The organism is Algoriphagus sp. TR-M9 (assembly GCF_027594545.1).
Lineage (GTDB): Bacteria > Bacteroidota > Bacteroidia > Cytophagales > Cyclobacteriaceae > Algoriphagus > Algoriphagus halophytocola.
Genome location: NZ_CP115160.1, coordinates 1,587,679 through 1,606,133 on the forward strand (window position 1 = coordinate 1,587,679; position 18,455 = coordinate 1,606,133).

Consider the following 18,455-nt stretch of genomic DNA (forward strand, 5'->3'; position numbering starts at 1 on the left):
TGATTATTCAGGGCTTTTTGAGTTCAAACCTAATTATATCTGAAGGGCATTTTTGAGAAATCTGATCAATAGCTTGCTCGGTCAGTTGCAATATCCTTGGGTATCCTCCAGTGACCTGAGCATCTTTCATCAGAACGATCATTTTTCCTCCTGAAGTCAATTGCACCGTGCCAGGATACACGGGGGCTGTGAGCATTTCTGGGAGGGAATGTGGCTGCAATTCGGTGAGTTGAATTGCCATTCTGTTTTTATGACTGGAAATGCTGAAACTGTTTGATTGAATATTTCCCTGTGTTTCTAGGTCTAGCAAGTCCCACTCTGGACCGGGATATACTTCAAGACTCATACGCTGAGCCCAGCGAAAATCCCATCTGGGTTTTGCTGCGGTATATTTTGGGCTTGCAGTGTGGGTGAAAAAAGGAATTTGATCTCCTTTTTTTGCGTAAGCATTAGGAGTGATTCCTTCCATCCAACTTCTGGAATTCAATACTGGCTCAGTTTGAAAACCATTTTTAATCGCTAGATAAAGCACTGATCCTTGGTGAAATGCGCCGATTTCCAATTGATCGTATGCTTGTATTTCAATAAGTCCGTAGCTTGAAATTGAATTTCCATTGAGTTTGACTTCCGCTTTTGCTCCGGCAAGACAAATAAGGGTAGGCGTGTCAAATTGGATTTTCAGACCGGGCTGACATATCTCTAGCGCAGCATCACCTGTTTGGTTTTGCAGGAGGTGATTTGCCCAGCCGTAGGATCGCTGATCCAACGCTCCGGAAATTGGAACCCCATAATAAGCAACACCTGTTCTCCCGCTATCTTGAACGGAAGTTCCTGGCCCCGTTTTGAGGATTTTCAAATAGCCAATATCCCGTATCATCTGAAGTTGGGTTGTTTTGGATGCCTTTTCAAGCGCTCAAAGTCCTGAAAACTGATAGGAGTAAATTCTATCCGCTCACCAACTTCCGCAAAAATTGGAATTTTAAACTTTGGATTGAAAAGCTCAATAGGAGTTTGCCCAATCAAATGCCAACCACCTGGACTTTCACATGGATAAATTCCAGTTTGTGAGCCGCCGATAGCCACCGCACCTTTTGGCACTTTCAGGTCTGGAGTTTTCTTTCTAGGGGTAAATAGAAGCTCCGACAGCCCATGGAGGTACATGAATCCGGGTAGAAAGCCAAAAAAGTGGATTCTATAAATCGCAGTGGAATGAATATGGATCAATTCGTCCGGAGAGATGTTTTTTGATGCTGCCAAAGCATGTAGATCTCTACCGGTCTCTAGGGAATAGCAAACCGGGATTTTCCAGGTTTTTTCGGGCAAATCCGGTACCTTTTCTACAGGTGGCAGGCTTGAAATAAACTGCACAATGCTTGGCGAAGCGGCTGGTCGATCCAACATGATGCATAGGGAATCAAATCCCTGTCTGATCTCCACTTTTTCCTGTAGAAAGTGCTCCTGAAGCTGTTTTTTGAGCGCTAGCTGCTGTTGTAGTAACGTGTCGTTAATAGGCAGATCCCATTTTGCCTCTAGGAGCCTAGGGCTGATTTCCCTGATTTTTGGCTTCATATTCACTTCCAGTATTTCTTACGAATAGTTGGTAGGAAATCACCGATTCCGGGATTATCGCCATGGAAACAAATAGTTTCGGCGGCTACTTTTAGTTTTTTGCCTTGATGTGAAAGTAGGTAGCCATTTTTCAATAGATTTTCCAAATGGGAGGAGATTTCCGGCTCTGTGGTCATATGTGAACCAAAAATATTACGCGGCATCAGTAGGTAATTGTCCAGATAACCTCTGTCCCCAAAAACCTCTGTCCTACAATTCAGTCCTTTTTGATTTAGATGCTTTTCCAACTGGGAATGTGGAGGTGCCAGGATGGGGGTATTGTGAAAGTGATCTGCTATAAAGTCTGTAAGCAAATCAGCCACTTCACTATGTGCTGCTGCGTCATTGTACAAGGCGCCATGAAACTTAATATGATCCATTTGCATTCCTTTTTTTTCTGCCAGTTGCTCAAACTTAACTATCTGAACCAGAATGGATTTCGTCAAATCTTTGGCGGAGATTTTTATCGTTTTTCTCCCAAAGTGCTGCTTGTCAGGATAGGAGGGGTGAGCGCCTACTTTTTTGCAGTGCTGCTTGGCCAGGGAAAGGCTTTCATTCATACTGTCTTCATCCCCGTAATGCCCGCCACATGCTATGCTGGCAGAATCGATCAATGGGTAAATCTGACATTCATCAGCCATTCCTTCGCCTAAATCGCAGTTTATTTCAGGGAGTTTTCGCATAGGTATTGAAGATCAAAAATCCAGCTTAAACCCGCAAGAAAATGCAGGCCTAATCCTCCCATACTACCTAAAAAAATCTGATTATCCGCAATGCGTCAGTAGCCAAAACCTCTTTGCAAAACTAGTCCAGAGACCAAATTCTATAATGCTTTTGACTTTTGAGGGTAACAAATGGAGGTATTTGGAGGTAAATGTCCCCATTTGATATTTCCTGATGTTTTTGATAGTTTCGAAATTCATCAACTAATACTATATAACTATGGGAAAAGGAGACATGAAAACCAAAAAAGGAAAAGTTAACAGAGGTACTTTTGGCGTAAGCAGACCAAAAAGAGAAATCAACAAGAAAGCGCATGCAGCCCAGCTTGAACCGAAAAAATCTAAAAAATAAGAGTGATGAAATCCTCAGTGAATGCTGAGGATTTCATGTTTATATACCTGATCACAAGTTATTGTAATACTTGATTTGTTCGTTGAGCTGTTTATAGTCCAGCTTTCCTTTGACTAATTTCAGGTGATGGATTATTGCCAAAGCCTTTTTCATCCTACTTTCTGGATTTTTTACCTTGGTGACGGTATAGACCATCATACGCTGCTTGCCGGGAGTGAGAGATTTGAAGTATTTTTCTCCTTCTTCATCCTGATCCATCAGCACCTGCAGTTCCTCAGGCATTTCATGACCATAGTCGCTGTGGTCTTTTTCCATTTTTAAGGTAAAAACCTGCTCAGGCTGCATCTTGAATTTCTTTCTCAAGTCTTGATTGATGAGCACATACCAGTAGGTTTTGGACTTCATCAGCGCCATAGGGTATGGGCCTTCATTTTCTATCCATACCAAAACTCTCCGGTGATCTCCTTCCAGGAGCTTTGCACTGCACTCATCTGGCACCGGAAAATGATACTGCCAGTGATTAAAATCAAATGCTGAAAGCGCTGAATCGAATATATGGCAGGGGATTGACATCCGGAATTCAATTTTCTAGCTGTTGCTGATCAGTCGGGAAGATTGAAAGTGATGAAAAAACTTGTGCCTTTGCCTACTTCACTTTTTACCCGGATAGCCCCGCCATGACTCAGAATTATGTTTTGTGTGTTGGTCAGTCCCAGACCGGATCCGGTGTCTTTACTGGTGAAAAAAGGTTCGAAAAGCCGTTCCAGGTTTTCTTTGGGGATGCCTTCTCCATTATCACGAATTTCTATTTTACACTGCTTTCCTTTGATACTGGTTTTTAGCAGCAGTTTTCCGGTTTTTTCCGGCATAGCCTCTATGGCATTTACGATGAGGTTTATCAGTGCGATTTTTACTTTTTCCCCATCTACATGGATGTCGCAGATATCTGTGTCATATTGTTTCTGTACCTCGATTCCCTTGAATTCTATGCGGTCGCTGACATGCTGCAGTGATTCGTCCAGTAGTTCATTGATCGAATGGGATTTGGTATCCAGCTCAGTAAATCTGGTGCTGTCCAGGAGTTGAGTCACCAGGTGATTGATCCTATCGCAGTTACGCCGGATGACATCTATGAGGTCTCCACTTTCCTCCAGGACTTCCTTTGGAAGCTCCATATGCAGTTGATCTGCAGATAGTACGATAGTGGTCAGTGGGTTTTTTACTTCATGTGCAAGCAGCCTTGCGATGCGCCCTGTGGAGGAAAACTTTTTCAGGTTGAGTTCTTCTTCTTCTTTAGCCTTGATGGCTGTCAGATCTTTGATCAATACCTGGAAAGTATTGGAGTCCTGTTTGACTATGCTGATCAAACTGGTGATGGTATGCCCTTTTTCTATAGCCATCATAGCCTCCATGTCATAGACCTCTTTTTGTTTTTTGAAAAGCTCATCCAAGGCTATTTTGGAATGATCATCTAGCAGTAGATCCTTGAAGTAAAAAGATTCTTGGGAATTGGGATCAAAGGCTTTTTTGCCAAATTTTCGCTGAAAGGCAGGATTGGAAACCAGAATTTGTCCTTCATCATCTATGAGCAGGAATGGGTCCCCGGCCAGTTCAAAAATGGAGCGGAACTTACGCGCAGAGTCATCCAGCGATTCCATAAGCTGCGCATCCCGGATGGCGTAGCGAAGCGTTCGGTCCAGGGTATTCGCATCAAACTCCCCTTTGATCAGGTAATCTGATGCTCCCAATACCAGAGCCTCTTGGTCTATCAGTCCAGTACTCATGCCGGTGAGCATGATGACCGGAGCATGTTTTCGGATATTTTTGATCTTTTGGATAAGATCCAGACCGGTATCTTTGCCCAGTTTGTAATCTACCAGAAATACGTCGAAGGATTTTTCCAGTAGGGGCATTGCCTCTTCCAGGCTTTCGGCGTTTTCTAGTTCGTAAGTAGTATCTGTGATTCTTTTTAGAAGTGATGAAACCAGAAAAAAATCGTCTGGATCATCATCTACATATAGGATTCTAATGTTTTTCTCAGGGTTACTCATTTTGTTTTTTTAAGCCGGCAGCAATACTGTTTTCGACCAATAATTTTCAATTTGTTCTGTGACCTGCACCAGTCCTTCGAAGGAGCTCGGCTTTGTTATAAAGCTACTAGAACCCATTTTGTAGGTTACTCTTATGTCGTCATTGTTATTTGAGGTCGTAAAAATGATCACAGGAATCATCTTTAAGTCCTCGTTGCTCTTGATTTCTGAAAGGGCCTCCCTGCCGTCTTTTTTGGGCATATTCAGATCCAAAAGGATAATATCTGGATTGGGGTATTTTACCAGATCATGATAAGGGGACTCCCGCTTTAAGTATTTGATCAAAGCTTCACCGTCTTCTACACAGGTGACATTTTCTTTTGGAAGAGTTCTTTCAAACGCCTTCAAAATCAACAATTTATCATCTTCGTCGTCCTCAGCAACTAGGATTTGTATGGGTTTCTCTAGGGACATGTTCATATAAGATTTTGAAAGGGGAGAAAGTCTGATTTTTGAAAATATAGGTAGTAATTCGTAAAGTTAAGCTAAAGTGTAAACATATTTAGTAAATAGATTTACCCTGGGATTGCCGGTAGCAAAATATGGAAGGTAGAGCCTTCCCCGGGACTGCTTTCTGCATAGATAATTCCATCTCTTTTGTCAATTATTTTTCGCGTAATCGAAAGCCCAATCCCAGTACCTTCGTATTCATTTTTGCCGTGAAGCCGCTGAAAGATTGAAAATATCCGGTCTGCATAGCCAGGTTCAAAGCCTATGCCATTATCTGACACTTTGATGAGGTGGTAGCTCACACGCGGATCTAGGGAGGGTAGTTTTTTTACCAGCGCTGCAGGTGCTATTTCAGAGCTGATGCTGATCACAGGAGCTTCATTGGGCTTGGAGAATTTCAATGCATTGGAGATGAGATTTTGAAAAACCTGCCTATACTCGGTCTCCAGTCCCATGACTTTTGGGAGTTTGGAGAAGCTGATGGTGGCAGATTTTTCTTTGATGGCAATCTCAATATCATCTAGGATGTCCTTGACTACCTTTTTTAATTTAACCTCTTTGATTTCCTCATCTTTATCTCTGCCGGCTCTGCTGTATTCAAGCAGGTCAGTAATGAGGTTTCTCATCCGTACTGCGGCTGCTGTGATTCTGTTCAAATATAATTTACCATCTCCTACCAGCTGCTCTTGGTATTGCTCATTGAGCAGATCAGAAAATGCTGTGATTTTGCGCAGCGGCTCTTGCAGGTCATGTGAGGCTACATAGGCAAATTGCTCCAATTCCTTGTTTGATTCATCCAAAAGCTGAATTTGATCCCGCAATTTTTCCTGAAAAGCCTTGATTTCCAGATTGGCTGCCTGCTGGGCTCTGTTGTATTTGTGTATAGAAAAGAAGGTGATAAAGCCCATGATGATAGAGAAGAGGGAAATTAAGCCGACTATAAAAGGCAGGGCATTGATGTTATTGATCAGGCTTTGATTTCGCTCCAAGAAGAGTTTGTTTTCTATTTCATTGATTCGCAGAATCACTTCCTTGGTCATGCGGTAAGCATCCAGTGCACCGCTCACTCTACCTGGGTCTAAAAAGCCCTCCAGGTCACCGTGGGTTTCTAGATAGGCTATGGTACTTTCGAAGGTACGTATCCGTAGGTTGATCAATCCCCGCAGTTCCTCTATGTTGTTTTGCTGCTGGGCATTATCCATAGTGAGCTCCTGTAGCTGCACCAGCAGCATTTCGGAGTCTATATTGGATTGCTGGTAATTGGTCAGAAATTCTTCATCATGGGTAATCACATAGCCGCGAATGCTGGTTTCCCGCTCTAGAATACTTGCATAAAGTTCATCTGTTCGCTGCAGTACATTTTCAGTATGCATCAAAGCATGGGTATAGTATTCAATCCTCCCGGATGTCCAGTAGGAAACACCACTTCCTACTACTATCAAAATTAGGGTAAGAACGGAATAGGTCTTCGCTCTATAGAGGGATGGGTTTTTATCTTTCTTCATTGAATTTTCCCTGATTTGGGGAATTTATTACTCAGTTGGCAAGGTGATTTCCTGTCTTTTTTTAACTCTTATTTTAGAGAATCGCTTTGAATTGGTTTAAAGCAGGTTTTTCCAGATTTTGGATTTCAGGCATAACTGTTGGATTAAAAGTACCAAATAAAACTAACAACCTAAACACCAAAACTATGAGTTCTCTATTGTATTTCATCGCTGTAATTCTTCTTATCGGATGGCTAGTCGGAGTATTTGCCTATAGTGCAGGAGGATTAATTCATGTATTGCTGGTACTAGCCGTAATCGCAGTGCTCTTTAGATTGATCTCCGGCAGACCCGTATAACTTCGGAGTCTTACTGAGAACTGTAAAGAAACATTAATTTTTAACTACTAAACCAATATTAAAATGAATTCAACGGAAATTGAAGGAAACTGGAATATCATCAAAGGCAAGCTAAAGCAACAATACGCCGACCTGACTGATGATGATTTGAATTATACTGAAGGAAAAGAAGATGAGCTGTGGGGCAGAATTCAAAAGAAGGTAGGAAAGACCAAGGAGGAAATCCTTTCTGGAATCAAGTAAAACCGAAATAATTTTAAACTTTAAATTTATTCAAGACTATGACTAAATCATCAATTAATAAAACACTTTGGCTAAGCGGACTGTTAACAGGCGCAGTAGTGGGCGCTTATCTGTACAAGAACAAAGAGCAGTACGGACCTCAGAAAGAGAAAATGAACAAGCTTTTGGGGGAATTGCAAAATGTAGTAGTTGACCTTAAAGGTAGACTGCTGCATGTAGGGCAGGAAGGACTGGATGCTACCAAATCCGCCATCAACAATGCCAAAGAAAAAGTAGACAAGGTTAAATAACCTTGACCTCAAAAAGAAAGGTGAGACCCAGTTTCACCTTTCTTCTTACCACTTAATTTCAATTATTTCAAAAGATTACCTGAAAGAGGGGGCTGACCAGATAAATGTGATGACGAATAACTTAATATTAGTAGTGGATGATGAGCCTGAAATCCGTTCCTTACTGGTGCGATTCTTAGGCAAAAAAGGATTTACCGTCCACTCGGCTGGAACCCTCAGCGAAGGCAGAAATATGATCAAAGAATTTAATCCTTCTTTGGTATTTTTGGATGTCAATTTGCCAGATGGTAATGGACTGAATGAATTGAAACAACTAAACTCAGCCGACCAACGAGCAAAAGTGATTATGATGTCAGCTTTTGATCACAATGAAGTGAAATTGGCAGCTATCCAGTCTGGTGCGCTGGATTTCCTAAGCAAACCATTTAATATAGCTAGATTGGATCAAGTGATTCAAAGTCAGCTGATTAATTTATCCAACCCCAACAACGAACATGGCAAAGATCTTAGTAATTGACGATAACATCGACATCTGCCAGCTTTTAGAGCGATTTCTAACTAAGAAAGGATATGATGTGGAGACGACCATATCCGGAAAAACTGGTCTGGAAATGGTCAAGAAGACCTTCTACGACCTTATTTTTTGTGACTTCAAACTCAGAGATATGGAGGGACGAGATGTGCTGATGAAAGTACGTGAAACTTCCCCAGGTACTCAGGTGGCCATAATCACAGGTTATGCAGATGTGAAGATCGCCGTGGAAGTAATCAAAAACGGTGCTTTTGACTACGTGACCAAGCCATTGATTCCTGATGAAATTATCAACCTGATCGAGCGTGCTTTAGCCTCTACCAAAGCCAATAAATCCAACACGCAGACTTTTACCAAAGCAACTAACCTGAAGAGTGAAAAAAGTACAGGTTCAGACACTAATTCTTCCAAGTTTCTGAAAGGAACAGGTAAGGAGTCCAAGAAACTATATAAAGAAGTAGCCCTTGTGGCCCCGACCAACCTAAGTGTAGTTATCTATGGAGAAAGTGGAGCAGGTAAGGAGAATATTGCCCGAACCATACACGAGCAAAGTGAGCGGGCCGGAAAACCTTTTGTAGCCATTGATTGTGGAGCACTGACTAAGGAACTGGCAGGAAGTGAACTATGGGGACATGAAAAAGGTGCCTTTACCGGAGCGCTGACCGAAAAGGCGGGGCAGTTTGAAGTAGCTGACGGAGGTACCATATTCCTAGATGAAATAGCCAATCTATCCTATGAAACCCAAGTGGGTTTGCTAAGATTAGTCCAAGAACGTAAGCTAAGAAGAATAGGGGGTACCAAGGACAAATCCATAGACGTGAGAATTTTGGTGGCTTCCAATGAGGATTTGAGGCAAGCAGTTTCTGATGGGAAATTCCGGGAAGATCTTTACTTCCGCTTCAATGAATTTAGTATCACCGTGCCGCCTCTGCGCAATAGACAAGGAGATATAGAGGCTTTTGCTTATCATTTCTTAGAGCTTAGTAATGACGAACTCAACAAAAAGGTCTTTGGCTTTGAGCAGCAAGTCATGGATATATTTATGGAATATCCTTGGCCTGGAAACTTACGTGAAATGCGCAACGTAATCCGTAGGGCCACACTTCTCAGTGATGGGGGCAAAATATCGAGCGCAGCTTTGCCACCAGAAATTGTATATGCACGTAAATTTAACTTCACAGAATCGCCTTCAGAAGGTGACTCCTCCGGAAAATCTAAGCCTAAGCTGCCTTTGAATCTAAAGGATGCTGCAGCAGAAGCCGAGGCAGAGGTGCTGCGCAAAGTCTTAGAGGAGGTGAAATACAATAGAACCCAAGCTGCAAAGCAATTGGGAATAGATCGTAAAACTCTGTTCAATAAAATGAAGCAGTACGATCTTTAATCCCATGATGCTTAAAAACTACTGCTCCACAGTGGGCAAACTATTGCAACTAATGCCCACATGATCAGGGCGAATGTATAAACTGGGTTAAAGCAGACCTGAAACAGAAATGGCTAAGCGCAAGCACCCGCTTAGCCATTTCTGTTTTTAGCAGGATAGCGCTCATTTACCGATAGGAATCCAGATTTCTTCCTCAGAATCCGGATCATCATTTTTGTACTTTTCTCCCATCACTGCGAAATGCGGCCTGTTGGCTAAACCATAGCCGGACTGGGGCAGCCAGTTTTCAAAAATCTGTTGATAGAAATCTCCTACTTGAGAGCTATAACCTTTGTAGTTGAAAACAGCATATTCGCCAGAAGGCAAATGTATCACATTCATACCCTTTGGGATTGAGTCGGTATTGCTCACTGGAATGGCAGCCCATTTTTCAAATATTCGGGCTGGATTGAATTCTTTGAAATATTCCAGGCCTGGGTAGATTTCTATGGAGTACAATGCTGTACTGGATGGGTTTTGGATCTCCTTTCTCCGAGGCATAAAATTTCTCCACAGCTCTCCTGTTTTATTCGCTATTAAACTCATTTCCGACTTCATTCCAATCAGGTCAGTGACAGGCAGGTTTTTGATTTTTGGACTTGGGAACATGCTTTTAGGCTGAAAGTTTAACACACAAATATAGGGAAGCGATAGTAAGTTAACAGTGGTCGCAAAGTCAACCAGGATTTCCAATGGAAGCAAATGCATGGCCAGAAAGTCCGCATATTCCTTTAGGAAAAGGCATCTGTTTGGGTTTCTGTACAATTAGAGACTATATTTGGGGAGGTCGGAGGTTTTCCCGACTGCTTTTTATATCACTACACTCACCAAAATTTGGACTTCTCATCATTTAATTTCGAGACCTCACTACAAGAAGGATTGGATGCCATGGGCTTTGAAAAACCCACGCCTATTCAGGAAAAAGCAATTCCAGAGATTCTTGCCGGCAAGGACTTAATTGCCTGTGCGCAAACTGGCACGGGCAAAACAGCTGCATTTATTTTACCTATTCTCAATAAAATCAATAAATCTGGTTCCCAAAATCTCAATACCTTGATTTTGGCTCCTACTCGGGAACTGGCGATACAGATAGACCAGCAGATCCAGGGCTTTGCCTACTTTCTGGGCATCAGTTCCATTCCCATTTATGGAGGAGGCGACGGAGTAGTATGGGAGCAGCAAAAGCGTGCATTGGAAACCGGAGCTGAAATCGTGGTGGCTACTCCAGGCCGCTTGATAGCGCTTCTTGCAGGCGGCAAAATCAAATTGGACTCCTTAGAGCATTTGATTTTGGATGAAGCCGATAGGATGATGGATATGGGGTTTTCAGATGATATACTCACCATAGTAAATTATCTACCGAAGCAGCGGCAGACGGTGATGTTTTCAGCCACTATGCCTCCAAAAATCCGTCAGTTTAGCATGAAACTGCTCAATAAGCCTGAGGAGATTTCCATAGCTATAGGTAAAACTGCTGAGGGAGTTACCCAGTCCATGTATTCGGTTTACGATACCCAAAAGGAGGAATTGGTTAGACATATTCTATCCCAAAAAGCCTATGAAGCGGTAATTATTTTTGCCTCTACTAAGGAAAAGGTGAAATCCTTGTATAAGGTGCTTCGCAAACAGTTTGAGATAGAGGCCTTTCACTCGGATCTGGAGCAGATTGATCGGGAGAAAATCATGTCAGCATTCAAAAACAAGTCTGTTAAAATCCTCATCGGTACGGATATTATTTCCAGAGGCATAGACGTGGTCGGTATTGAGTTGGTGATCAATTATGATACTCCAGGAGATCCTGAAGACTATGTGCACCGGGTGGGTCGTACTGCCAGAGCTGACAAAGAGGGTACGGCCATTACCTTCGTCAATCCTAAAGACCAGTATAAGTTTGATAGAATAGAAAGCTTAATCGGAATGCAGGTGGAGCAGATGCCCCTGCCGGATGGTTTCGAAGCTGGACCGGATTACACCCGTGGTGCCAAGAGTTCTAAAAAATCAACTGGCCCTAGCAATAAGGGAGGATTTAATAAAAAGAAACAATCCCCTAACAAACCTAGAAAAGGCAACCTGCCTCCTAGAAGAAATAGCGTAGATCCTCAAAAAGACACGCAGAAACAATCTAAGTCGCCTGAGCAGGCTCAAAAAGCGGCCAAACCAGCTCCCAAAAAAGAAAGCAGCCCTGAAAGTCCAGTGACCAGCAAATATGGGAAGCGTAGAAATGTAATAGATCCGGATTAACGCTGGTTTAACTAGGGGCAAAAAAAAGGCTGTCAGAGTTATATCTAGACAGCCTTTTTTTAATGTTGCAGAGATTATCCCGCATTTTTCATATCCTGAACTTCCTTACGGATATCCTGCGCGATATTTTTAAGGTCTTGCATACCTTTTCTCACTCGAGTACCCGCAGCTTGGTTTCCCTTTTCGTAGAATTTTTCAAAGTCGGCTTCAAGTGATTGAACCAGATCTCTTACTTCACTAAATTTGCTCATAGTAAAAGTGTTGTTTTTGGGTTGATGAATTAGATTATTTAGCATTCAATATAGTCCAAATACTTGCTAAATCAACCCTGAGAGCGGTTTTTTTGCCTACTTTTTTTACTCGCCAAAGGAAATAGCCAGCTCTGAATTTTTATAGTGACCACTGGTAAGCTTCTCCTTGATAGCCGCAAATGCCGCAATGGTTTCGTTTACATCTTCGAGTGTATGTACAGCTGTAGGGATTAACCTTAAGATAATCATGCCTTTAGGGACAACTGGGTAAATTACCACCGAGCAGAAGATGCTGTAGTTTTCCCGGAGATCTCTGGTCAGTGCCGCCGCCTCACCCACAGTACCGTTGAGTACCACAGGGGTCACAGGAGAATTTGATTTACCGGTGCTGAATCCGTTTTCATGAAGGCCGGAGCGAAGGGCATTGACGATTTTCCACAGGTTATCCTTGATTTCAGGCTGAGTTCTCAATAGCTCAAGACGCTTAAGCGCACCTTTTACTAAAAGCATAGGAAGCGATTTGGCAAAGATCTGTGATCTCATGTTATACCTGAGGTAAAGAATCACCTCCTCATCACCCGCGATGAATGCACCTATACTGGCCATAGATTTCGCAAAAGTAGAGAAGTAAAGGTCCACTTGATCCTGTACCCCTTGCTCTTCGTCAGTACCAGCGCCGGTTTTTCCTAGTGTACCAAAGCCATGCGCATCATCGATCAGCAATCTAAATTCAAATTTCTCCTTGAGTGCTACGATTTCCTTCAGTTTGCCTTGGTCTCCGGTCATACCGAATACTCCTTCGGTAATCACCAGGATTCCTCCTCCGGTTTCGTTTGCTAGTTTGGTCGCTCTTTCAAGTTGCTTCTCGCAGTTTTCTATATCATTATGTGGGAATACATAGCGCTTGCCCATGTGCATTCTGAGTGCATCGATGATACACGCGTGGCATTCTGAGTCATACACTACTACATCTTTTCTATCCAAAAGGGAATCGATCACGGACATGATACCCTGATAGCCATAGTTCAATAAATAGGCTTTCTCTTTCTTTACGAAAGCAGCCAACTCATCCTCCAATTGCTCATGGAGGCTGGTCTGACCGGACATCATTCTGGCGCCCATAGGATAGGCGGCACCGTATTCAGCTGCAGCATCTGCATCAGCTTTTCTCACTTCTGGATGATTTGCCAGGCCTAGGTAATTATTCAAACTCCAGGTCAGTACTTCTTTACCTTGAAATTTCATTCTTGGAGCAATTTCCCCCTCTAATTTTGGGAAAGAGAAATAGCCGTCTGCAAACTCAGAGTGTTTGCCCAAGGGGCCCATATTCGTTTTTAATTTTGCAAATAGATCCAAAGTATTTCAAATTTTAGTGAAAGGTGATTTTTTAAATAGTTACGCATTTCTGCCAGCATAGCAACTAAAGCGGCATAGGATTCGGAAAATTCCAGGAATGGGACCTCTTCTTTCTACAGCCTGCCTCACGGGTAAGGTCTTTAGTCCAAGTAATCTATGAAAATACGGGCACTGGCAAGATTCCGTACAATCTTAATTTCTAATGATCTGATCATTAAAATCCGCCAAAAATAAAACTTTAAAGCCTGCCAAGCAAAATTCCCTCGATGATTCGGGGCTTTCTTATCATTGCTGGGATTAATTTATATCTTTCGATTGAGCTTAATGATCGACCATAAATCCAGATATATGCCCAAAATCAAGAAACTTTTAGTCGCTAACAGAGGTGAAATAAGCCTTAGAATCATGCGCACTGCCCGGGAAATGGGCATTCAAACGGTAGCGGTTTATAGTGAAGCGGATAGACTATCCCCTCATGTGATTTTTGCTGATGAAGCAGTATGTCTAGGACCACCTCCTTCTGCCCAGAGTTATCTTTTGGGTGACAAGATTATAGCTGCCTGCCGGGAGCTCGGTGTAGATGCCATCCATCCTGGGTATGGATTTTTGTCCGAAAACGCGGCTTTTGCCCGGCAAGTGATGGATGCAGGACTTATTTTCGTAGGACCTTCTGCCTCATCCATAGAGGTGATGGGGAGTAAATTGGCCGCCAAACAAGCAGTGGCCAAATACAAAATCCCTTTGGTACCGGGGACCGAAGAAGCAATCACAGATATAGCAGAAGCAAAAGCAAGAGCTTCCGAAATAGGCTATCCTATTCTTATCAAAGCCAGCGCTGGTGGAGGGGGAAAGGGCATGAGAATAGTAGAAGACGAATCGGAGTTTGAAGATCAGATGCAAAGAGCAGTAAGTGAAGCCCAATCTTCATTTGGTGACTCGGCTGTTTTCATAGAAAAATACATTACTTCTCCCAGGCATATTGAGATTCAGATTTTGGGAGATCAGCACGGTAAAGTGGTTTACCTCTTTGAGCGGGAATGTTCTATTCAGCGCCGCCACCAGAAGGTGATAGAGGAGGCTCCCTCAGCCGTAGTCTCACCAGAAATGCGCCGGGCTATGGGGGAAGCAGCAGTAGGAGTGGCCCGGGCTTGTGATTATTATGGAGCAGGTACGGTGGAATTCATTGTGGATGAAAACCTGGATTTTTATTTTCTGGAAATGAATACCAGGCTTCAGGTGGAGCATCCGGTCACAGAAATGATCACGGGTAAGGATTTAGTCCGGGAGCAAATTCTAATTGCCGAAGGGGAATCCCTTTCATTCACTCAGGATGAACTATACATCAATGGACATGCCTTAGAAGTTCGGGTGTATGCCGAAGATCCTGCGAATAATTTCTTGCCTGATATAGGGAAATTGACCACCTATAAAAGACCCCAAGGTCCAGGAGTGAGGGTAGATGATGGGTTTGAGGAGGGGATGGATATTCCCATTTATTATGATCCTATGATCGCTAAGCTAGTGACGTATGGTTCTGATAGGGCCGCAGCGATCCAACGCATGGTGGGCGCTATCGAGGAATATAAGATCACTGGAATTCAAACTACCTTGGGTTTTTGCAAGTTTGCTATACAGCACGAAGCTTTTGTGAGTGGACAGTTTGATACCAAATTTGTGGATGAATATTTTGACCCGAAGGTTTTGAGCCAGGACTTTACTGAGCTGGAAGAGGAGATCTTGGCTGCTTTAGCCGTAGAGTTTATAGCCAAGGAGAAAAAAGGTTCCGCTAAACCTTCAGGGCGCATCAAAGATTCAGAATCTGCATGGAGAAATAGGTTGAAATAATATGGCAGAAATTCTTCCTATTAGAGCATGGAGGTATGCTCCAAGATTTCTCCCCAAAATGGAGGAATTGATTGCTCCCCTGTTTGATGTGGTATCAGAAAGACAGCGAGACTTACTGTATCAAAATCCTTTAAATAGTATTCATTTGGCAGTGCCTTCCGGTATCCGTCCCGCTCAGGAAGCTAAAGCCAGGATGGAGAAGTGGAAAAAAGAACAGGTGCTAGTTCAGGATTCCAAGCCGGGCATATATGTGTATTATCAGTATTTTCGACTGCCAGGAGAGCATCATGAGCGCTGTCGCAAAGGTTTTATGGCTCATATCAAAGCTTACGATTGGGATGAGAAGGTGATTTTGAGACATGAGAATACCATAGTCAATGCCGTGAATGACCGGATAGACTTACTAAAGGCTACGCAAATCCAAGCCAGTCCAACGCATGGACTTTACGAAGATAAGCTAGAGCAGCTTGAGCCTTATATGGATGAAGCCATCGCACAGCCTATTTATGACCTAGAGGATTATCAGGGCGTACGGGAAGTGATGGCTATCATTGATGATCCTTCGATTATTTCAAAATTTTTGAAAGTATTAGCAGGTAAAAATATTATTCTTGCAGATGGTCATCATCGTTTGGAGGGGTCGATTGCATACAGGAATTCCAAGAAACCTGAAGCCGAAGGAGGGATTTGGAAAGGCTTTGATTATCACCTGATGTACCTGACCAATACCAGTGGGAATCATCTGAAGATACTGCCTACCCATCGGCTTTTTTATGGATTGAAAATAAGTGCAGAGCATTTGATACAAGAACTGCAGCAATGGTTTTTGGTGAAAAAATTTGCTGATCCAGAGGAGTTAGGTGCTTATGCTTTTCATAAACCTCATACCTTTGGGCTGGTAATAGGCGAGGAGAGCTTTATGCTACAAGCACGCGAGGAAAAGCTAGTAAAGATCAATCAAAATTTGCCAGAAATTGTAAGGACACTGGATTTGACAGTGTTGCACAGGATTTTATTTGCTGAGATTTTGGACATACCTGTAGCACGACAGCGCAGCAGTGATCAGATTGCATATGAGCGAAATTTTGCTCGATGTATTCAGGAGGTCCGCTCTGGCAAGGCTAGTTTTGCAATGATTACACGTGAGCTGGAGCTGGATCAGGTAATGCAGGTGTGTAAAAGTGGGGAGCTTATGCCTCAGAAATCCACCTACTTTTATCCAAAAGCTTTAGGAGGTTTGCTTTTCGCCAGTATTAAACAAGAAGAATTTGAATTTGACTATGGATCCTTTTTTAAGTAAGCTACACGACAAAACCATCATTCTGGCTTCCAATTCCCCCAGAAGGCAGGAGCTTTTGAAAGGATTGGAAATAGACTTTGAGGTAAGGACGAATGATGTGGATGAGCATATTCCAGGAGATCTGGAAGCTAATTATGTGGCGGCCTATCTTTCTAAATTAAAGTCAGATTCATTCCCCGATGAGCTGAAGGAGAATGAGATATTGATCACTTCAGATACTGTGGTCATTGAAGATGGGCATGTGCTGGGTAAGCCAAGGACTGAAAATGAGGCTTTTGATATGCTGAAAAGCCTATCTGGATCTACTCATACCGTGATGACGGCCGTGACCATACGGGATCCACAAAAACGCATCACGCTGGAGGATGAGACGGTGGTCACCTTTAGATTTCTGGAGGAAGAGGAAATCTGGCATTACATCCATCGCTACAAGCCTTTCGACAAGGCGGGAGCCTATGGCATTCAGGAATGGATAGGCTATATGGGAGTGGAGCGTATCGAAGGTTCCTATTATACCGTAATGGGATTTCCCCTGCACCTGGTTTATGCGCAATTGAAGAAGTGGTAATTAGAGGTAGAGAAGGGGTTTCCAAAACTGGTAATATCTTTTGGCAAGGTTAAATCTTCCAAAGCCCATGGAAGTGGAATACCATTTGCTTTTTTGCAGGGATAAAATGCTTTAAAATCTTAACTTCGTGCTTTTAAGAAGCCGTTTTTTTCATGCCCAAACTCATACGAATAACCACTGTTCCTATTTCATTGAAGATTTTGCTTGCAGGGCAAATGAAATTCATGAAAGAAAAGGGATGGGAGGTCCTGATGGTCAGTGCAGATTCCAGAGATATACACTTATTATCCAAGGCGGAAGGAGTACCGCATCATGTCATTCCCTTCACGAGGAAAATAACTCCATTCAATGACTTGAAATGTTTGTATATGCTCTATAGGCTTTTCAAAAACGAAAAGCCAGATATAGTCCATACACATACGCCGAAAGCCGGTCTTTTAGGAATGATCGCAGCAAAGTTGGCAGGGGTAAAAGTCCGCATTCATACTTTGGCAGGTTTGCCTATGATGTCTGCAGCAGGTGGTAAAAAAAGTGTCCTGCAGTTTACCGAAAAGCTGACCTACGATTCTGCTACGGATGTCTGGCCAAATTCCTTTGGCTTGAAAAATTACCTACTTGAAAATGACCTGTGCAGTAGAGAAAAGCTGCATGTGATAGGGAAGGGCTCTACCAATGGAGTGGATCTAGAGAAGTTTAGCAGAGCGGCTCTGAAAGAAAACCACTTAGTGGCCGCTACCATGCGGATTCTTCCCGGGGAAGATGATTTTGTGATGCTGTCTGTCGGCAGACTGGTTAAGGATAAAGGAATTGAAGAGTTGGTAACTGCATTCTTAGCCTCGAAAATTGTCGCCAAAACCAAGCTGGTTTTACTTGGGGATTTTGAGCAGGATCTGAATCCACTGGATCCGGAAACCATACAAACCATCACTGATCACCCGCGCATCGTTCAGATCGCATGGTCAGATCATGTAGCCCATTACATGGCTTTGGCGGATGTTTTGGTACATGCTTCCCACCGGGAGGGCTTCCCTAATGTATTGCTAGAGGCCGGAGCAATGGACCTTCCGGTGATTTGTTCGGATATCATTGGTAATACAGATTTGATTACCCAACAGAAGACAGGCTTGATTTTCCCGGTGAAAAATGTGGAAATCCTCAAGGAAGCGATGGAGTTTGCTTTTGTCAAAAGAGATAAAATGGCTCAGTTAGCCAGTAACTTACATCAGCAGGTAGTCAATGATTTTGACAGAAAGGCAGTTCAGGATGAAATATTCAAGCAATATCAGCGGCTTTTGGCGCAAGCCAGTCCAGAGGAATAACTTATATTTAGGCCTTAATAACTCT

At 42.9% G+C, this 18,455-nt stretch carries 21 protein-coding genes; 11 read left to right on the forward strand and 10 right to left on the reverse strand.

The window, feature by feature from the left end; genetic code table 11:
• Positions 1–7: 7 nt before the first annotated feature.
• Genes PBT90_RS06940 through PBT90_RS06950 form a run of 3 tightly spaced genes read right to left on the reverse strand, consistent with a single transcriptional unit; the run spans position 8 to position 2,291 of the window.
• On the reverse strand, positions 8–877 hold the full coding sequence (locus PBT90_RS06940; protein WP_264809658.1) for a 5-oxoprolinase subunit C family protein: 870 nt from the start codon (positions 875–877) through the stop codon (positions 8–10).
• Complete coding sequence (gene pxpB, locus PBT90_RS06945; RefSeq protein ID WP_264809659.1) at positions 874–1,569, reverse strand: 5-oxoprolinase subunit PxpB; 696 nt, start codon at positions 1,567–1,569, stop codon at positions 874–876. The genes PBT90_RS06940 and pxpB overlap by 4 nt, the downstream gene beginning before the upstream one ends.
• Positions 1,570–1,571: 2 nt before the next feature.
• The gene (locus PBT90_RS06950; RefSeq protein ID WP_264809661.1) at positions 1,572–2,291 is read right to left on the reverse strand and encodes a LamB/YcsF family protein; all 720 of its coding nucleotides are present in this window, start codon (positions 2,289–2,291) and stop codon (positions 1,572–1,574) included.
• Between the two features lie 274 nt (positions 2,292–2,565).
• Between PBT90_RS06950 and PBT90_RS06955 the strand changes: the two genes are divergently transcribed.
• On the forward strand, positions 2,566–2,682 hold the full coding sequence (locus tag PBT90_RS06955) for a 30S ribosomal protein THX (protein WP_396127666.1): 117 nt from the start codon (positions 2,566–2,568) through the stop codon (positions 2,680–2,682).
• Between the two features lie 51 nt (positions 2,683–2,733).
• Here the strand turns inward: PBT90_RS06955 and PBT90_RS06960 are convergent, their stop codons facing one another.
• The 4 genes from PBT90_RS06960 to PBT90_RS06975 form a co-directional block, all read right to left on the reverse strand.
• Positions 2,734–3,255, reverse strand: coding sequence for a YdeI/OmpD-associated family protein (locus PBT90_RS06960; protein ID WP_264809664.1), 522 nt, complete (start codon positions 3,253–3,255; stop codon positions 2,734–2,736).
• Positions 3,256–3,284: 29 nt separating this feature from the next.
• Positions 3,285–4,733, reverse strand: coding sequence for a hybrid sensor histidine kinase/response regulator (locus PBT90_RS06965; RefSeq protein ID WP_264809665.1), 1,449 nt, complete (start codon positions 4,731–4,733; stop codon positions 3,285–3,287).
• A gap of 9 nt (positions 4,734–4,742) precedes the next feature.
• On the reverse strand, positions 4,743–5,186 hold the full coding sequence (locus tag PBT90_RS06970) for a response regulator (protein ID WP_264809666.1): 444 nt from the start codon (positions 5,184–5,186) through the stop codon (positions 4,743–4,745).
• A 101-nt stretch (positions 5,187–5,287) separates the two neighbouring features.
• Entirely contained in the window at positions 5,288–6,727 is a 1,440-nt protein-coding gene (locus PBT90_RS06975; protein WP_264809667.1) for a sensor histidine kinase, read from the reverse strand.
• A 185-nt stretch (positions 6,728–6,912) separates the two neighbouring features.
• Between PBT90_RS06975 and PBT90_RS06980 the strand changes: the two genes are divergently transcribed.
• The 5 genes from PBT90_RS06980 to PBT90_RS07000 all read left to right on the forward strand — a co-directional run bounded on the left by PBT90_RS06980 (position 6,913) and on the right by PBT90_RS07000 (position 9,511).
• Entirely contained in the window at positions 6,913–7,065 is a 153-nt protein-coding gene (locus PBT90_RS06980) for a lmo0937 family membrane protein (RefSeq protein ID WP_264809668.1), read from the forward strand.
• Positions 7,066–7,128: 63 nt separating this feature from the next.
• Positions 7,129–7,308, forward strand: a complete 180-nt coding sequence (locus tag PBT90_RS06985) for a CsbD family protein (protein ID WP_264809669.1) — start codon at positions 7,129–7,131, stop codon at positions 7,306–7,308.
• A 38-nt stretch (positions 7,309–7,346) separates the two neighbouring features.
• Positions 7,347–7,598 carry a hypothetical protein gene (locus PBT90_RS06990; protein WP_264809670.1) on the forward strand — a complete coding sequence of 84 codons (252 nt, stop codon included), beginning with the start codon at positions 7,347–7,349 and terminating at the stop codon, positions 7,596–7,598.
• Between the two features lie 109 nt (positions 7,599–7,707).
• Positions 7,708–8,115, forward strand: coding sequence for a response regulator (locus PBT90_RS06995; protein WP_264809671.1), 408 nt, complete (start codon positions 7,708–7,710; stop codon positions 8,113–8,115).
• Entirely contained in the window at positions 8,093–9,511 is a 1,419-nt protein-coding gene (locus PBT90_RS07000) for a sigma-54-dependent transcriptional regulator (protein ID WP_264809672.1), read from the forward strand. The genes PBT90_RS06995 and PBT90_RS07000 overlap by 23 nt, the downstream gene beginning before the upstream one ends.
• Before the next feature lie 162 nt (positions 9,512–9,673).
• Here PBT90_RS07000 and PBT90_RS07005 read toward each other — a convergent pair whose 3' ends face one another.
• Positions 9,674–10,315 carry a GyrI-like domain-containing protein gene (locus tag PBT90_RS07005; RefSeq protein WP_264809673.1) on the reverse strand — a complete coding sequence of 214 codons (642 nt, stop codon included), beginning with the start codon at positions 10,313–10,315 and terminating at the stop codon, positions 9,674–9,676.
• 69 nt (positions 10,316–10,384) lie between these two features.
• On the opposite strand from PBT90_RS07005, the gene PBT90_RS07010 reads away from it, so the two are divergent.
• Entirely contained in the window at positions 10,385–11,791 is a 1,407-nt protein-coding gene (locus PBT90_RS07010; RefSeq protein WP_264809674.1) for a DEAD/DEAH box helicase, read from the forward strand.
• A 74-nt stretch (positions 11,792–11,865) separates the two neighbouring features.
• On the opposite strand, the gene PBT90_RS07015 is transcribed toward PBT90_RS07010, so the two are convergent.
• The gene (locus tag PBT90_RS07015; protein WP_264809675.1) at positions 11,866–12,042 is read right to left on the reverse strand and encodes a histone H1; all 177 of its coding nucleotides are present in this window, start codon (positions 12,040–12,042) and stop codon (positions 11,866–11,868) included.
• A gap of 105 nt (positions 12,043–12,147) precedes the next feature.
• On the reverse strand, positions 12,148–13,398 hold the full coding sequence (locus tag PBT90_RS07020; RefSeq protein ID WP_264809676.1) for an aminotransferase class I/II-fold pyridoxal phosphate-dependent enzyme: 1,251 nt from the start codon (positions 13,396–13,398) through the stop codon (positions 12,148–12,150).
• A gap of 348 nt (positions 13,399–13,746) precedes the next feature.
• Between PBT90_RS07020 and PBT90_RS07025 the strand changes: the two genes are divergently transcribed.
• The 4 genes from PBT90_RS07025 to PBT90_RS07040 all read left to right on the forward strand — a co-directional run bounded on the left by PBT90_RS07025 (position 13,747) and on the right by PBT90_RS07040 (position 18,430).
• Positions 13,747–15,243: an acetyl-CoA carboxylase biotin carboxylase subunit gene (locus PBT90_RS07025; RefSeq protein WP_264809677.1), complete on the forward strand. Its 1,497-nt coding sequence runs from the start codon at positions 13,747–13,749 to the stop codon at positions 15,241–15,243.
• Between the two features lies 1 nt (position 15,244).
• Positions 15,245–16,543, forward strand: a complete 1,299-nt coding sequence (locus tag PBT90_RS07030) for a DUF1015 domain-containing protein (protein WP_264809678.1) — start codon at positions 15,245–15,247, stop codon at positions 16,541–16,543.
• Complete coding sequence (locus PBT90_RS07035; protein ID WP_264809679.1) at positions 16,524–17,111, forward strand: Maf family nucleotide pyrophosphatase; 588 nt, start codon at positions 16,524–16,526, stop codon at positions 17,109–17,111. The genes PBT90_RS07030 and PBT90_RS07035 overlap by 20 nt, the downstream gene beginning before the upstream one ends.
• 152 nt (positions 17,112–17,263) lie before the next feature.
• A complete protein-coding gene (locus PBT90_RS07040; RefSeq protein WP_270132384.1) occupies positions 17,264–18,430 on the forward strand; it encodes a glycosyltransferase family 4 protein in 1,167 nt (388 codons plus the stop codon).
• Positions 18,431–18,455 lie beyond the last annotated feature (25 nt).

What these genes read in the sequence shown, in the direction of transcription:
- PBT90_RS06940 (WP_264809658.1), bottom strand. Translation starts at nt 877, where the DNA reads ATGATACGGGATATTGGCTATTTGAAAATCCTCAAAACGGGGCCAGGA.
- pxpB (WP_264809659.1), bottom strand. Translation starts at nt 1,569, where the DNA reads ATGAAGCCAAAAATCAGGGAAATCAGCCCTAGGCTCCTAGAGGCAAAA.
- PBT90_RS06950 (WP_264809661.1), bottom strand. Translation starts at nt 2,291, where the DNA reads ATGCGAAAACTCCCTGAAATAAACTGCGATTTAGGCGAAGGAATGGCT.
- PBT90_RS06955 (WP_396127666.1), top strand. Translation starts at nt 2,566, where the DNA reads ATGAAAACCAAAAAAGGAAAAGTTAACAGAGGTACTTTTGGCGTAAGC.
- PBT90_RS06960 (WP_264809664.1), bottom strand. Translation starts at nt 3,255, where the DNA reads ATGTCAATCCCCTGCCATATATTCGATTCAGCGCTTTCAGCATTTGAT.
- PBT90_RS06965 (WP_264809665.1), bottom strand. Translation starts at nt 4,733, where the DNA reads ATGAGTAACCCTGAGAAAAACATTAGAATCCTATATGTAGATGATGAT.
- PBT90_RS06970 (WP_264809666.1), bottom strand. Translation starts at nt 5,186, where the DNA reads ATGTCCCTAGAGAAACCCATACAAATCCTAGTTGCTGAGGACGACGAA.
- PBT90_RS06975 (WP_264809667.1), bottom strand. Translation starts at nt 6,727, where the DNA reads ATGAAGAAAGATAAAAACCCATCCCTCTATAGAGCGAAGACCTATTCC.
- PBT90_RS06980 (WP_264809668.1), top strand. Translation starts at nt 6,913, where the DNA reads ATGAGTTCTCTATTGTATTTCATCGCTGTAATTCTTCTTATCGGATGG.
- PBT90_RS06985 (WP_264809669.1), top strand. Translation starts at nt 7,129, where the DNA reads ATGAATTCAACGGAAATTGAAGGAAACTGGAATATCATCAAAGGCAAG.
- PBT90_RS06990 (WP_264809670.1), top strand. Translation starts at nt 7,347, where the DNA reads ATGACTAAATCATCAATTAATAAAACACTTTGGCTAAGCGGACTGTTA.
- PBT90_RS06995 (WP_264809671.1), top strand. Translation starts at nt 7,708, where the DNA reads ATGACGAATAACTTAATATTAGTAGTGGATGATGAGCCTGAAATCCGT.
- PBT90_RS07000 (WP_264809672.1), top strand. Translation starts at nt 8,093, where the DNA reads ATGGCAAAGATCTTAGTAATTGACGATAACATCGACATCTGCCAGCTT.
- PBT90_RS07015 (WP_264809675.1), bottom strand. Translation starts at nt 12,042, where the DNA reads ATGAGCAAATTTAGTGAAGTAAGAGATCTGGTTCAATCACTTGAAGCC.
- PBT90_RS07025 (WP_264809677.1), top strand. Translation starts at nt 13,747, where the DNA reads ATGCCCAAAATCAAGAAACTTTTAGTCGCTAACAGAGGTGAAATAAGC.
- PBT90_RS07030 (WP_264809678.1), top strand. Translation starts at nt 15,245, where the DNA reads ATGGCAGAAATTCTTCCTATTAGAGCATGGAGGTATGCTCCAAGATTT.
- PBT90_RS07035 (WP_264809679.1), top strand. Translation starts at nt 16,524, where the DNA reads ATGGATCCTTTTTTAAGTAAGCTACACGACAAAACCATCATTCTGGCT.
- PBT90_RS07040 (WP_270132384.1), top strand. Translation starts at nt 17,264, where the DNA reads ATGCCCAAACTCATACGAATAACCACTGTTCCTATTTCATTGAAGATT.